This is a genomic window from Actinacidiphila yeochonensis CN732 (genome assembly GCF_000745345.1).
GTDB lineage: Bacteria > Actinomycetota > Actinomycetes > Streptomycetales > Streptomycetaceae > Actinacidiphila > Actinacidiphila yeochonensis.
Window position 1 is genome coordinate 1,295,228 of record NZ_JQNR01000005.1, and the last position, 14,951, is coordinate 1,310,178.

Annotated in this window: 9 protein-coding genes; 5 read left to right on the plus strand and 4 right to left on the minus strand. The window is 72.7% G+C overall.

The window, feature by feature from the left end:
* Positions 1 to 132: 132 nt before the first annotated feature.
* The gene (locus BS72_RS17360; RefSeq protein ID WP_037911662.1) at positions 133 to 3,165 is read left to right on the plus strand and encodes an alpha-mannosidase; all 3,033 of its coding nucleotides are present in this window, start codon (positions 133 to 135) and stop codon (positions 3,163 to 3,165) included.
* A gap of 1,031 nt (positions 3,166 to 4,196) precedes the next feature.
* Here BS72_RS17360 and BS72_RS17365 read toward each other — a convergent pair.
* The 3 genes from BS72_RS17365 to BS72_RS17375 form a co-directional block, all read right to left on the minus strand.
* Positions 4,197 to 4,460, minus strand: a complete 264-nt coding sequence (locus tag BS72_RS17365; protein ID WP_051951202.1) for a hypothetical protein — start codon at positions 4,458 to 4,460, stop codon at positions 4,197 to 4,199.
* 238 nt (positions 4,461 to 4,698) lie between these two features.
* A complete protein-coding gene (locus BS72_RS17370) occupies positions 4,699 to 5,859 on the minus strand; it encodes a S53 family peptidase (protein WP_232792632.1) in 1,161 nt (386 codons plus the stop codon).
* Between the two features lie 705 nt (positions 5,860 to 6,564).
* Positions 6,565 to 8,517, minus strand: a complete 1,953-nt coding sequence (locus BS72_RS17375; RefSeq protein ID WP_037911666.1) for a glycoside hydrolase family 2 protein — start codon at positions 8,515 to 8,517, stop codon at positions 6,565 to 6,567.
* 260 nt (positions 8,518 to 8,777) lie between these two features.
* On the opposite strand from BS72_RS17375, the gene BS72_RS17380 reads away from it, so the two are divergent.
* The 4 genes from BS72_RS17380 to BS72_RS17395 all read left to right on the plus strand — a co-directional run bounded on the left by BS72_RS17380 (position 8,778) and on the right by BS72_RS17395 (position 13,526).
* Positions 8,778 to 9,809, plus strand: coding sequence for a LacI family DNA-binding transcriptional regulator (locus tag BS72_RS17380; RefSeq protein WP_037911668.1), 1,032 nt, complete (start codon positions 8,778 to 8,780; stop codon positions 9,807 to 9,809).
* Between the two features lie 412 nt (positions 9,810 to 10,221).
* On the plus strand, positions 10,222 to 11,562 hold the full coding sequence (locus BS72_RS17385; protein WP_232792445.1) for an extracellular solute-binding protein: 1,341 nt from the start codon (positions 10,222 to 10,224) through the stop codon (positions 11,560 to 11,562).
* A gap of 11 nt (positions 11,563 to 11,573) precedes the next feature.
* Positions 11,574 to 12,611: a carbohydrate ABC transporter permease gene (locus tag BS72_RS17390; protein ID WP_078901440.1), complete on the plus strand. Its 1,038-nt coding sequence runs from the start codon at positions 11,574 to 11,576 to the stop codon at positions 12,609 to 12,611.
* 12 nt (positions 12,612 to 12,623) lie between these two features.
* Positions 12,624 to 13,526: a carbohydrate ABC transporter permease gene (locus tag BS72_RS17395; protein WP_232792446.1), complete on the plus strand. Its 903-nt coding sequence runs from the start codon at positions 12,624 to 12,626 to the stop codon at positions 13,524 to 13,526.
* Between the two features lie 148 nt (positions 13,527 to 13,674).
* Here the strand turns inward: BS72_RS17395 and BS72_RS17400 are convergent, their stop codons facing one another.
* Positions 13,675 to 14,841, minus strand: a complete 1,167-nt coding sequence (locus BS72_RS17400; protein ID WP_157856263.1) for a hypothetical protein — start codon at positions 14,839 to 14,841, stop codon at positions 13,675 to 13,677.
* Between the last annotated feature and the right edge of the window lie 110 nt (positions 14,842 to 14,951).

Below are 14,951 nucleotides of genomic sequence, written 5' to 3' on the forward strand. Positions count from 1 at the left end.
GACACCCGTCCGTTCCTCCGCACCCCCACCCCGCCCGGCCGCGAACCGGGCACCCGCCGCCACCCGCGGACCGGCCGCCGGCGCCCGCCGGCCCGCGGAAACCCATCCCTCACCCCTCAGGAGCACCACCCCATGCACGACGACCGCCGCCTGGTAGAGGCCCGCCTCAAGCGCGTCCTCGACGAACGCATCCGGCCCGCCGTATACCCGGAATCGACCCCCCTCGACGTGGCCGTGTGGGTCGCGCCCGGCGAACCGGTCCCGGTCGAGGAGGGCCTGGCCGGCGAGGTGTCGCCGGTCGAGGTCGGGACGCGCTGGGGCGCCCCGTGGAGCACCAGCTGGTTCCGCGTCACCGGCACCGTCCCGCAGGAGTGGGCCGGCAAGCACGTCGAGGCCCTGCTGGACCTCGGCTTCGACGAGAACATGCCCGGCTTCCAGTGCGAGGGCCTGGTCTACCGCCCCGACGGCAGCCCGGTGAAGGGCCTCAACCCGCGCAACCAGTGGGTGCGCGTCGGCGCCCCCGCCGCCGGCGGCGAAGAGGTCGTCCTGCACGTCGAGGCGGCCTCCAACCCCGTCATCCTCGACTACCACCCCTTCCTGCCGACCCAGCTGGGCGACAAGGAGACCGCGGGCACCGAGCCGCAGTACACGCTCACCCGCATGGACCTCGTCGTCTTCGACGAGACCGTGTGGAACCTCGTCCAGGACCTGGAGGTCCTCGGCGAGCTCGTCGCGGAGCTGCCCGAGGACAGCGCCCGCCGCCACGAGATCACCCGCGCGATCAGCCGCTCCCTGGACGCCGTCGACCTCCAGGACGTCAACGGCAGCGCCGCCGCCGCCCGCGCCGAACTCGTCGAGGTGCTCTCCACCCCGGCGCCGGCCACCGCCCACCGGATCAGCGCCGTCGGCCACGCGCACATCGACTCCGCCTGGCTGTGGCCGCTGCGCGAGACCGTCCGCAAGGTCGCCCGCACCACCGCCAACATGACCGCCCTGCTGGAGGACGAGCCGGAGTTCATCTTCGCCATGTCCCAGGCCCAGCAGTTCGCCTGGATCAAGGAGCACCGCCCCGAGGTCTACGCCCGCGTCAAGGCGGCCGTGGCCGAGGGCCGGCTGGTGCCCGCCGGCGGCATGTGGGTCGAGTCCGACACCAACATGCCCGGCTCCGAGGCGATGGCCCGGCAGTTCGTCCACGGCAAGCGCTTCTTCATGGACGAGTTCGGCATCGAGAACGACGAGGCGTGGCTGCCCGACACCTTCGGCTTCGCCGCGGGCCTCCCGCAGATCATCAAGGCGGCCGGCTCCAAGTGGCTGCTGACGCAGAAGATCTCGTGGAGCACGATCAACAAGTTCCCGCACCACACGTTCAACTGGGAGGGGATCGACGGCACCCGGATCTTCACCCACTTCCCGCCCGTCGACACCTACAACTGCTCCATGAAGGGCAGCGAGATCGCCCACGCGGCTCGCAACTTCAAGGAGAAGGGCGTGGCCCGGCGCTCGCTGGCCCCCAGCGGCTTCGGCGACGGCGGCGGCGGCACCACCCGCGAGATCATCGCCAAGGCCGCGCGGATGCGCAGCCTCGAAGGCTCCGCGACCGTCCAGTGGGAGACCCCCAAGCAGTTCTTCACCGAGGCGGAGGCGGAGTACCCCGAGCCGCCCGTGTGGGTCGGCGAGCTCTACCTGGAACTGCACCGCGCCACGCTGACCAGCCAGGCGCAGACCAAGCAGGGCAACCGCCGCAGCGAGCACCTGCTGCGCGAGGCCGAGCTGTGGGCGGCCACCGCCTCGCTGCGCACCGGCGCGCCCTACCCGTACGAGGACCTGGACCGGATCTGGAAGACGGTGCTGCTGCACCAGTTCCACGACATCCTGCCCGGCTCCTCCATCGCCTGGGTGCACCGCGAGGCCCGCGCCACCTACGCGCGGATCGCCGGTGAGCTCAACGACATCATCGACGGAGCCCAGCGCGCGCTGGCCGGCGAGGGCGACCGGGAGCTGGTCTTCAACTCCGCGCCGCACACCCGCGGCGGAGTCCAGGCCGGTGCGGCCACCGCCGCCGTGGCGCAGGCCGCCGCGAAGCTGTCCGAGCGGGACGGCGGCGGCTTCGTCCTCGACAACGGCCTGCTCCGGGTCGAGATCGACGGCCGCGGCCTGGTCGTCTCCGCGTACGACATCGCCGCCGAGCGGGAGACCATCGCCCCCGGACACGCCGCGAACCTGCCGCAGCTGCACGCCGACTTCCCCAACCAGTGGGACGCGTGGGACGTCGACGAGTTCTACCGCAACACCGTCACCGACCTCACCGACATCGCCGAGCTGGCCCCGGCCGACCTCGGCGACGGCAGCGCGGCGGTCCGCGTGGTGCGCGCCTTCGGCACCTCCACGATGACCCAGGTGCTCCAGCTCACGCCGAGTGCCAAGCGGCTCGACGTCACCACCGAGGTCGACTGGCACGAGACCGAGAAGTTCCTCAAGCTGGCCTTCCCCCTGGACGTGCACGCCGACCGGTACGCCTCCGAGACCCAGTTCGGGCACGTCTACCGCGCCACCCACACCAACACCACGTGGGAGGCCGCGAAGTTCGAGGCCTGCAACCACCGCTTCGTGCACCTCGCCGAGCCGGACTGGGGCGTCGCCATCGTCAACGACTCCACCTACGGCCACGACGTGACCCGCGCGGTCCGCAACGGCGAGGGCGGCGACGGCGGCACGACCACCACGGTCCGCGCCTCCCTGCTGCGCGCCCCGCGCTTCCCGGACCCGGAGACCGACCAGGGCGTCCACCGCTTCCACCACGCCCTCGCCCCGGGCGCCACCATCAAGGACGCGGTGGCCGAGGGCCACTGGATCAACCTGCCCGAGCGCCGCGTCCAGGGTGCCGCCGACGTCGCCCCGCTGGTGGCCGTCGACAACGACGCCGTCGTGGTCAGCGCCCTCAAGCTCGCCGACGACGAGAGCGGCGACCTCGTCGTCCGCCTCTACGAGTCGACCGGCAGCCGCGCCAAGGCCCGCGTCACCGTCGACGTCCCCGCCGGCGGCGTGGCGTTCACCGACCTCCTGGAGCGCCCCCTCGGCGAGACCCGCCCCGCCTTCACCGACGGCACGGTCGAGCTCTCCCTGCGCCCCTTCGAGCTCGTCACCCTCCGCTTCGCCCGCGCGTAAACCCGCCTGCGCGTCAGCGCGTAGGTCAGCGCACGGGGGCCGTCCACCCACCTGGACGGCCCCCTTCCACCCCCGGCCCCGACGGCCGGCCCGAGGCCCTTCCCCGCCAGGGGGAGGGCCTCGGCGCGTCGGGGGGGAGTCGGGGGCGCGCCTGGAACAGCAGGGGGGAGCATCCCCGGGTGGGCGGGGAGGACATGTCCCTGGGGTTCGCCGTGCGGATCACGGCGGGAGCATCCCGGCGTGCGCGGGGAGGACCACAGTCCCGGGAAAGCGCCGCAGCGAGCACAGGGAACACCCCCGCGCGGGCGGGGAGGACCAGGACGAGCGGTTCGCCACCATCGAGACGGAAGGAGCATCCCCGCGCGGGCGGGGAGGACGGCATCAACACCCCCGACGTCAGCCTCGACGCGGGAGCATCCCCGCGCGGGGAGGAGCCGTGGGGCACCGGCTACAGCGACGAACCCCCGGGAGCATCCCCGCGTGCGCGGGGAGGACAAGATCAGGTCCGGATCGGAGACCGTGGAACCGGGAGCATCCCCGCGTGCGCGGGGAGGACGGGGTGAGCGGAATTTTCCCCATGATGGTGTCTGGAGCATCCCCGCGTGCGCGGGGAGGACGCCGTACAAATGGGTCAAGGGCGAGGTGCCCCGGGAGCATCCCCGCGCGGGCGGGGAGGACTTTGCGACCAGCGGGTTTAGTGCGGGGGGAGGTGGGTTTTACTTACTTCCCGGGAATCCGACATAGCCTCGTATTCATCTCATTTCGTCGCGGGCGTCTTGGACACCCCAGTCGAGGAGGACGGCTCCGCTCCCGTCTGTCGGACACGTCTGGTGTACCGCGCGCCATCGGCACATTGTCGCCCTGAGGTTGCGCCGAGGCCCGATGGGCAAGCGTAATCGGCTCGATCCGACTGAACCCGGTTGGCCGAGGTATCACCCTCCACCGCTCGTGCGGACTTCGGCGCGCCCGCTGGGCCCGCGGGTCACCGTCCGGCGGTCGCCTGGCGAACCCGACCTTCGGGACGGCTGGGGTCAGCCCTTGCAGGCGGGGTCGGCGAGTATGACGGGAGCGGCCTCGCGGGTGGTGACGAAGGCGCGGAAGCCGGGGGCGCCGGCGACGCACTTGGTGGCGACGTTGGCGTAGCCGTCGGGGAAGTTGGTCACGTTCGCGGGGGTGTCGTCGCCGCGGTGGTTCGCGACGGGCGCGTCCGCCGTCCCGCGCTTCTCGCTGGCGCATCCGGACAGGGCGGGCAGGGCGATGAGCGTTACCAGGGCGCCGGTCAGGTACCTCGTCACGTGTCGCTTCATCTCGTCCTCGCATCGGCTGGTCCGGCCCACTAGGGGTGGATGCCGTAAAGGACATGCCGCCGACCTGCGGCGGTTCCTGCGGCGGTGCCGGCTTGAGCAAAATTGAGCCGCCCCTCGGCGTACCCGAAAGCGGGCGTGCCGAGGGGCGGGGCCCCGCCACCGGGGTGGGGGCTCGGGCCCGGGGGTCCGAGCCCCGAGGGCTCAGGTGCTCAGCCCGCGAAGGTGCTCAGCCCGCGAAGGCGGTCACGCCGTTGGGCGTGCCCAGGCCGGTGGGGCCGTCATAGCCGGCAGCGCCCTTGCAGAGGTAGTTGCTGCAGGAGCCGTTGGTGCCGCTCGTGACGTCGTTGAGCGACGAGGTGTGGGCGTAGGGGAAGGAGGACGGGGTCGAGCCCGAGGACGGGGTGCCGGCGAGGGCGTAGACCGCGGCGATGATCGGCGAGGCCACGCTGGTGCCGCCGAAGACCTCCCAGCCCGGGTCGCCGCCGTAGGTGTCGTAGACCGCGACGCCCGTGGAGGGGTTGGCCACCGCGGAGACGTCGGCCACCGTCCGCTTGGTGCAGCCGGTGTCGGTCTGCCAGGTCGGCTTCGCGTCGTACTTCGAGCAGCCGGAGCCGGTGCCGGACCAGACGCTCTCGGTCCAACCGCGGGTGGTGCTCGTGGACTTGGTCAGCGAGGTGCCGCCGACCGAGGTGACGTACTTCGAGGCCGCCGGGTATTCGACGCCGTAGCCGCTGTCGCCCGCGCTGACGGTGATCGCCACGCCCGGGTGGTTGTAGTACGAGGTGTCGTACGAGGTGTCCGAGGAGGACTCGCTGCCGCCGTAGCTGTTGGAGACGTACTTCGCGCCCAGCGTGACCGCCTCGTTGACCGCGGTGCCCAGGTTCGCGATGGACGAGGACTTCGCCTCGACCAGCAGGATGTGGCACTGCGGGCAGACCGCGCTGACCATGTCCAGGTCGAGGGAGATCTCCTCGGCCCAGCCCGCGTCGGCGCTCGGGGCGGCGCCGCCGGTCTGGCCGACCTTCTTGAAGCAGCCGTTGGCCGTGGTGCAGGCCGGCAGGCCGTAGTTCGACCGGTAGGTGGCCAGGTCGGACTCGGCGTTCGGGTCGTCGTAGGCGTCGACGATGGCGACCGTGGCCGTCGAACCGCCGGTGGTGGGCAGGTTGTAGGCGCTCTGCAGGTCGGTCGGCCCGAAGCCGGACGGCGCCGCCGCCGGGTTCACGGAGCCGGAGGACTGGACGAGCGAGCTCATGCCACCGGTGACCTTGAGGGCGTTACAGGCCATGACGTCGGGCCTGCTGCTCGCCGCGCAGGATCGGGTGGTGGTGATCTGATGGGTCGCCGCGGCTCCGGCGGAGGGGGCCAGTGCGAAGCCGGACAGGACCATCCCGGTCACTGCGGTGAGGGCCAGTCCGGCGTGCCGGACCGATCCGGAGAGGGTGATGCGCAAGCTACTGCCTCCTGTCGGGTGGGGCGGAGGTGGTGCGTCTCGCGTGGTCGCCTTGCTACGCGTGGTGGGTAGCGAGGTTGGAGTGACGGTAATCTGACGAGGACACGTCAACAAGGGCTATGGGGAATCTATACGATTGCTTTACCTTCCGAAGATCGGACCAGGCCAGGACGTGGTAGGGGTACCCCGGCCCGCGCTGGAACGGCCTGTACCGGAACGGCTCGCACCGGAACGGCGTACACCGGAACGACCTACGCCGGAACGGCCCAGGTCGCGCCGGGCGGCCCGCGCCAGGCGTCCCGGAACGCCGCCCCCACTCGGCGCGGCGGCACGGCGCGGCGAGCCCGGCGGTACGGCCTGACGGCACTGACGCGGCCGACGCGGCGGCGCGGCGCGACCCCGGGCCCCCGCGCCACCCGTGGAGGCGGGCGGGTGGCAGGGGGTCCGGGGCCGGGTAGGAGGGCGCCTGGCGCGGGCGCGGAGGCGGGCGGAGGTGGGCGGAGGAAGGCCGGGTTGCGCCGGACCAGTCGGGATCGGGCCGGATCGGGTCGGGATCGGTCCGGATCGGATCGGGTTGGGCCGGATCGGCCGGGCCGGGCCGGGATCGGGCCGGGTCGGGTCAGCCGAGGTGTGGGCTGCCCGTCAGCTCGCCTCGGGCGCGGGCCTGGAGCCCGTGACGATCTCGTGGATGACGTCCATCGGCAGCTTCGGCGTGCCGTCGTCGAAGAGCAGGCCGTTCGTCTCCTGGGCCGTGTCCATGAACTGCGTGTAGCAGAACCCGGCCACCAGCGGGCTGTCGCGCAGCGCCGCGAACAACCGGCCCAGCAGCTCCGCGTACTGAGCGTCGGAGCTGGTGCGGGTGTACGAGAACTCGCCGTCGTCGGCGCGCAGCGACAGCCCGCCGAACTCGGTGACCATCAGCGGCGCGTCGCCGGCCGCGTACCGCTCGTTCTGCGCGCGGGTGACCGACAGCCGGCGGCCCTGCGGCCCGGGGCCGGCCAGCAGCGCGTCGAAGCCGGCCGGGTCGCCGTAGCGGGCGGTCAGCTCGGCCGGGTCGCCGCTGTAGTCGTGGACCCCGAGGATGTCGCTGTCGACGTGCTCCCAGCCCTCGTTGGAGACCACCGGCCGGCTCGGGTCGACGGCGCGGGTGAGGTTGGCCAGCGCCACGGTGTAGTCGCGCTGCGCCGGGTCGCTCGGGATGTCGGAGGCGCCCCAGCTCTCGTTGACCGGCACCCAGGTGACGATCGACGGGTGGCTGCGGTCCCGTCGTACCAGTTCCAGCCACTCGCGGGTCAGCAGCTCCACCGCGTGGGCGCTGAACTCGTACGCGGCGCCCGTCTCGCCCCACACCAGCAGGCCGAGCCGGTCCGCCCAGTACAGGAAGCGCGGGTCCTCCGCCTTCTGGTGGATGCGGACGGCGTTGAAGCCCATGGCCTTGATCAGCTCGACCTCGCGGCGCAGTTCGGCGGCGCCCCGGTTGGCCAGCAGGGTCTCGGGGCGGTAGCCCTGGTTGAGCACCGAACGCACGAAGTAGGGGCGGTCGTTGAGCAGGAAGGCGCCCTCGCCGACGCCTGCGCTGCGCAGGCCGACGTAGCTGTCCACCGCGTCGAGCACCGTGTCGAGCACCGCGCCGGGAGCCCCGTCGGCCACCGCCTCGTCCGCCGCGTCGCGCAGGGTGACCCGCGCGTCCAGCAGGGTCGGCGTCTCGGGGCGCCACAGCAGGTCCTCGCGGTCGATGCCGTTGCCCAGGGCCGGGATCACGACGTCGATCCGGACCCGGGCGGTGGTGGTGACCACCCGGGTGCGGGCGAGCAGCCGCTCGCCGAGGCGGAGCCCGACCTCCACCTCCACCGGCCGCTCGGGGGTCCGCGCCAGGGTGACCTCGGCCAGCACGCCGCGCGCCGGGTCCGGCGTCCAGTGCAGCTCGGCGACGTGCTGCGCGGGCACCGTCTCGGCCCACACGGTCTGCCAGATGCCGGTGGTCCGCTCGTACCAGACGGCGTGCGGGCGGTCCTGCCAGTCCTGCTTGCCGCGCGGCTGCGCGAGGTCGGCCGGGTCGTCCTCGGCGCGCACCACGAGGACGTGCTCGTCGGCGCCGGGCCGCAGCGCGTCCGTGACGTCGGCGGTGAACGGGGTCTGGCCGCCGACGTGTTCGGCCACCAGCTGACCGTCGACCCAGACCCGGGCGCGGTGGTCGACGGCGCCGAAGTGGACCAGCGCCCGCTCGCCGGCCCCGGCCGCGAGGACGGTGTGCGGCACCCGGCGGCGGTACCAGACGACCCGGTGCGGCGCGGTCTCGCCGATACCGGACGCGGGCGCCTCGGGCGGGAACGGGACGGTGATCTGGCGGTCGAACGCCGTGGACGGGCCGCCGACCGCGCCGGATCGGCCTTCGGCGCCGGATCGGCCTTCGGCGGATGGCCCGCCTTCGGAGCCGGACCGGCCTTCGGCGGAGGACGGGACGGCGAACCAGGACTCGCGCTCACCGGCGCTGGCGTCGTCGTACCCGAACTCCCAGACGCCGTCGAGGCTGCTCCACCGGTCCCGGCGCAGCATCGGCCGCGGGTACGTACCGTCCTGCTGGCTCGCGCTCATCTGTACCTCCTCCTGCCGTGCCGGCAGCTGCCCTTGGGAAACGGGAAATGGGTCGCGGCAGCCGTGCTCGGTATAAAATGAGACGCTGCTCGAGATGATCAGGCGTTCATCATGAGTGAATGTTTGCAACGATGCAAGGGCAGGTTGCACGGCCCGCCCGACCATGACGGCAGGCGGCCCCAGCAGCGGCGCGGGCACCAGCCGGCGCCTGGGGAACCCGAGAAGTCCAGGAGAGGCGGCGCCGAGTGGCCAGGGTGCGGATGCGTGACGTGGCGGAGCACGCCGGCGTTTCGGTGCGGACCGTGTCCAACGTGGTCAGCGGCTACTCCCACGTGAGCCCCGCCACCCGGGCCCGGGTGCAGAGGTCACTGGACGAACTCGGCTACCAGATGGACTACCTGGCCCGGGGGCTGCGCTCGGGCCGTACCGGCTTCGTCGCGCTGGCGGTGCCGTTCCTGGCCGAGCCCTACTTCGCCGAGCTGGCCCAGGCCGTCATCCGGGCCGCGGCGCGGCGCGGCATCACGGTGCTGGTCGAGTCCACCGGCGGCGACAGCGAGGTCGAACGGCGCATCCTGGCGGGCGGCCTGACCAACGTGGCCGACGGCGTGCTGCTCAGCGCGCTGTCGGCGCCGCCCGACGCGGTCGCCGGCGCGGGGTCGGCGCCCGACTTCCCGCTGGTGCTGCTGGGCGAGCACGGCGTCGGCGACCGCTTCCCGCGGGTCGGCATCGACAACGTGGCCGCCGCCCGCACGGTCGTCGAGCACCTGCTGGAGCAGGGCTGCCGCCGCATCGTCGCCCTCGGCCGCAACGGCAGCGAGAACGGCCGGGAGCGCACCGAGGGCTACCGGCAGGCCATGGCGGCGGCCCGGGTGCGGCAGGTGAACCAGCTGGTGGTGCCGGTCGACGACTGGACCCGCAAGCAGGGCTTCGAAGCCGTGCGGCAGCTCCTCGACGGCGACGGCGGCCCGCTGCCCGACGCCGTCTTCGCCTTCAACGACGCGCTGGCCGTCGGCGCCCTGCGCGCCCTGGACGCCTCGGGGGTGCGGGTGCCCGAGGAGGTCGCCGTGGCCTCGATCGACGACGTACAGGAAGCCGCGTACACCCACCCGCCGCTCACCTCCGTGGCCCCTGACCTGGACGTGATCGCCGAACGCGCGCTGACCCTGCTCGACGAGCAGGCCGGCCGCGGTTCCGCCGGCAGCAGTGGCGGTGGCGGTGGCGGCGCGGCGCAGGAGCCGACGCCGTTCCGGCTGATCGTCCGCGAGTCCTCGCTGCGCGCCCGGCAGGACTGAACCGGGCGGTCGGGCGGTCGGCCGCCCGACGCTTGCGGCATCCGCGTACTGCCGCGGGCGCCCGAGCACTCCCGCGAACCCCAGCGAACATCCGCGAACCCCAGTGAACGCCCAGCGCACGTCCGGGCGCCGTCCCCGCCGCGGCCGCCCGGTGCGAACTCGTACGGCGTCACGCCCCGGCGCGGGCCCGCCGCGGCCGCGCCGCACCGCGCCGGGTGCGTCGTGCGGTGTCGCCCCGAACTCCGGATCAGCTGCCCTGTGCCGCCCTGTGCCGCGCCGTGACATCGCGGGCACCGGTGGCGTCGGGGGGCGTCCGTGACACCGATTCCGATGCGACTATTGCATCGATGCAAACCATGTGCGAGGGTTCCCGCCATCTGGTTCACATCGAATTAACGAGGTGAATGCCCCCATGAGCGGAAGCATGGCGCGCCGGCGGTTCCTCGGCCTCGGCGGCGGCCTCGCGCTGGGCGCGGGGCTGACGGCGTGCGCGTCACCCCTGGCCTCGGGCCTGACCGGCGCCCAGCCGAACACCGCGGACGTCATCTTCTGGAACCTGTTCACCGGCGGTGACGGCGCCAACATGGTGCTGATGGAGCAGGACTTCCGGAAGAGCCATCCGGGAGTCAGCGTCGAGGCCACCATCCTCGGCTGGGGCAACCCGTACTACACGAAGCTGGCGCTGGCCACCGCCAGCGGCACCCCGCCCGACGTCGGCATCTCGCACCTGTCGAGGCTGCCGCTGCTGGCCGCGTCCGGCCTGCTGACGCCGATCGAGCAGACCGGGCTGCCCGAACTGGGCGTGACCGCCGACCGGTTCACCCCCGCGGCCTGGCAGAAGGCCACCGTGGGCGGCACGGTGTACGCGGCGCCGCTGGACACCCACCCCTTCGTGCTCTTCTACAACGTGGACCTGGCGCGCAAGGCCGGCCTGCTCGACGCGTCGGGCGAGGCGCTGAAGCCGATGAAGGGCGCGGCGGACTTCACCGACGCGGTGAAGGCGATGAAGGAGGCCAGCGGCCGGTACGGCGCGGTGATGTCGATCACCGCCGACCCGTCCACCGCGTGGCGCTACTTCAGCATGGTCTACTCCGGCCTGGCCGGGCCCGTCGTCACCGACTCGGGGACGAGGATCGCCGTCGACGACGAGGCGATGCGGGAGACGTTCGCCTTCCTGCAGAGCCTGACCAAGGGCGGCCTGATGCCCAAGGTCCTCAACGGCTCCGGCGCGAACGCGCTGTTCAGTACCGGCAAGGCCGGCTTCCTCTTCGACGGCGAGTGGCAGATCCCGTCGTACCGCCTGGTCAAGGGGCTGCGCTTCAACGTGGTGCCGTTCCCCGCGCTGCTCGGCCCGAAGCCGGTGGCGTACGCGGACTCGCACGCGCTGGTCATCCCGCACAACCCGCGGCGGTCGGCGGCGCGCACCGCGAACGCTGCCCGGTTCGTCCGGAGCCTGCTCGACGACAGCGCGGTGTGGGCGCACGGCGGCCACGTACCGGCGTGGCTGCCGACGCAGCGCAGCAGGGCGTTCACGGACCAGTCGCCGCAAGCCAACTACGTGCAGGCCGCGTTCACCGCGCAGTACGACCCCTCCGCCTGGTACACGGGCGCGGGCTCGGACTTCCAGAACACCGTCGGGGCCACGATCATCGAGGCCCTCGGCGGGGGGATCAGCCCGAAGAGCGCCACCGCCGCGATGCGCGCGGACCTCAGGCGGTACACCACGGCCCGACCGCCGGTCACGATGAAGTAGGAGGCTGACCCATGACGACCGTCGCCGCGACGCGACCGGCCCCCGAACCCCTCGTGCCCAGCGGGGCGGCGGGCTCGGCGGGGCCGCCGGCCTCCGAACGCCGGGCCGGGCTCCTGCTCAGCGCGCCCTTCATGATCGTCTACCTGCTCTTCCTGGTCGGCCCGCTGGTGGTCGGCATCGTGATGAGCTTCTTCAACACCACCACGGTCAGGAGCGGGCTCGGCGGCTGGGTGGGCCTGTCCAACTACACCAAGGTGTGCCAGGACCCGCTGTTCTGGAACGCGATGTGGCACTCGGTGCTGTTCACGCTCCTCACCACGCCGCCCCTGGTGGTGCTGGCGCTGGCGGCGGCCGTGCTGGCCGGGCGGATGCGGCGCGGCCGGGTCTTCTACCGGGTGGCGTTCTTCGCGCCCTACGTCGTGCCCTCGTCGGTGGTCGCGCTGGTCTTCCTGTGGATGTACACCCCGCAGATCGGCCTGATCACCAAGGTCTTCGGAGCGGTGGGCCTGCCGGTGCCGAACTTCATCGGCAGCACCTCCGGCGGTTGGACCGCGGTGGTGCTGATGACCCTGTGGTGGACGTTCGGCTTCAACTTCGTCCTCTACACCGCGGCCCTCCAGGACGTTCCGGGCGACGTGTACGAGGCGGCGTCCATCGACGGCGCCGGTCCCTGGCAGCAGATCCGGCTGATCACGGTCCCGCTGCTGGCCCCGACCACCAGCCTGGTGCTGATCCTCCAGATCCTGGCCTCGCTGAAGGTCTTCGACCAGATCTACCTGCTGCTCGGCGGCGGTCCGAACCAGTCGACCCGCCCGGTCATCGAGTACATCTACGACACCGGCTTCACCTCCTACCGCGGCGGTTACGGTGCCGCCGCCACCATGGTCTATTTCGTCGTCATCGTCGCGGTCTCGACGGCCTGGTACGGGCTGCGCAGGTGGCGTGCGACCAGCGATGCGACCAGCAGTACGACCCGCAGCGGGAGCAGCGGCCGGGCCAGCGGCCCGAGCAGCAGCCCGGCCAGCGGCCCGACCAGCAGCGCGGCCTGAGCGGAGGACAGCGTGACCACGACCACCATCACCACCTCGCCGGGTGCCGGCGCCGGGTCCGGCAGCGGGGAGGGCGCCGCGCGGGGGCGGACCGTCGACGGGCCGAAGCTCTTCAACCGGCTGTGCGCGGTGTGCCTGACCCTCTTCGCGCTGATCTGGCTCGTGCCGTTCTTCTGGGCGCTGGCCACCTCGATGCGCTCGGACGGCTCGATCACCCAGAAGCCGACCTCGCCGTTCGCCGGCGGGTGGTCCTTCCACGCGTACTCCTACGCGGTGGACAACTACCCGATCGGCTGGTGGTACCTCAACAGCCTGGTGATCGCGGTCCTCGCGGTCGTCCTCACCGTCGGGTTCTGCTCGATGGCCGGCTTCGCGCTGGTCTTCCTGCGCTTCCGCGGCCGCTCGGTGATGCTGGCGCTGGTCACCGCCGGGCTGATGCTGCCCACCGAGGCGCTGGTGCTGCCGCAGTTCATCGAGTTCCGCTCGATGCACCTGCTGGGCACGTACTGGGCGCTGGTGCTGCCGTCGGTCTCGGCGCCGGTGTCGGTGTTCGTCTTCCACGCGTTCTTCAAGGGCATCCCCACCCCGCTGATCGAGGCGGCCCGCATCGACGGCGCCAGCTGGTGGAAGGTCTACGCCTCGGTGTGCATGCCGATCAGCCGCCCGGCCGCCGCGACCGTGGGCATCCTGACCTTCATCAGCTCCTGGAACTCGTTCCTGTGGCCGCTGCTGGTCCTCAACCAGACCACGTCCCAGACCATCCCCGTGGGCCTGGCCTCCCTGGTCAACAACAGCAACATCCAGTACGCCGAGGTGATGGCCTCCTCCGTCCTCGGCTTCCTCCCGCTGATCGCGGTCTTCCTGGTCTTCCAGCGCCAGATCACGCAGGGCATCGCCACCACCGGCATCAAGTAGCGCCGCCGCTCTTCGGCACCGCCCTCGCCGGTCTCGCGTCGCGGCGGGGCCCGCACCCTCCCCGTGGGTGCCGGCCCCGCCGCGGCCGCGTCTCCGGTCGCGGCACCGGTACCGCTCCCGGCACTGGTGCCGCCCCCGGCACGGGTACCTACCGGGTGAGCAGGACCCCGCTGCTGAAGCTGTCGCCGAAGTCGCTGGACTCGTAGTGCCAGCCGGACACGGTCAGGTGGCTGCCGGAGGAGGCCACGGCGAAGACGCCCAGCGGCAGCTGCGGGTCGTTCTCGGGCAGGCCCAGCGACTGCCAGCCGCCGGCCGGGGTCCACGACAGGCCCACGGCGGCGTCGTCGTTGCCGCCCACGACGGCGAGGCCGCCGTGCGGCCGCAGCGCCGCGGACTGGAGGGCGAACGTCCCGTCCGGCAGCGGCACCTGGCTCCAGGCGGTGCCGTCCCAGTGCAGGGCGAGCCCCGCCGGGCGCTGCTTGTCGGTGTCGCGGGACCAGCCCACCGCCCACACGTCGTCGGGGGTGCGCGCGACGACGTCGAAGAGGACGGAGGAGTCGGCGAACTGCGGGGTGGGGGTGCGGGTCCAGTCCTGCCCGTCCCAGTGGACGGCGACCGACTCGCCCGAGTCGTTGTCCACCCCGACCACCCACACGTCGTCCGGCGCCACCTCGTCCACCTGGGTGAGGAGCCAGTCCGTGGAGCCGGGGATGGTCACCGGCTGCCACTGCCGGCCGTTCCAGTGCTGGACGATCGGGACCTGCGCCCACGTGTCCTGCTGGTAGCCGCCGCCCACCGCCCACGCGTCGTGGCCGTTGAGCGCGCTCACCGAGCCCAGGGACGCGTCGACCGTCCCCGCGGGCGGGGCATCGTCGGACTCCAGGTGCCAGGAGCCGCCGCGGTAGCGGCCGACCAGCATGCCCTGGCCCGTCGTCTGGCTGTCCGTGGGCTGGTCCCCGACGAGGAAGCCCGAGCCGTCGGCGGTGGTGGCGATGTCGTTGATCCGGCTGTCCCACGCGTCGGCGCCGTCGAGCGCCACCTGCTGCCAGGCCCCGCCGCCGTCGCGCCGGTACATGGCGGGGGTGAAGCCGCTGCCGCTGTCGGAGCCGGTGTCGATCACGTCGCCGCCGGCCCAGGTCACCGAGCCGGCCTGGGCCAGCGAGCTGAACGAGACCTGCCCGGTCGGCGTCTCCGTCCACGCTCCGGCGCCGGCCGGCGCCGCCCCGGCCGGTCCACCCGCCGCCAGCGTCAGGGCCCCGGCCAGGGCCAAGGCCCCCGCCAGTCCGCAGACGCTCCCCCGTGTGGTGGTACTCATCCCGCGCACTCCTGTCCCGGGAGGGAACAGCCCTCCCGTCTACAGGAGTTGACGCGCCGACCCCGCCCCGCCGTCACACCCCGGCCGGCGGTGGCGGTGATCCGCCACCG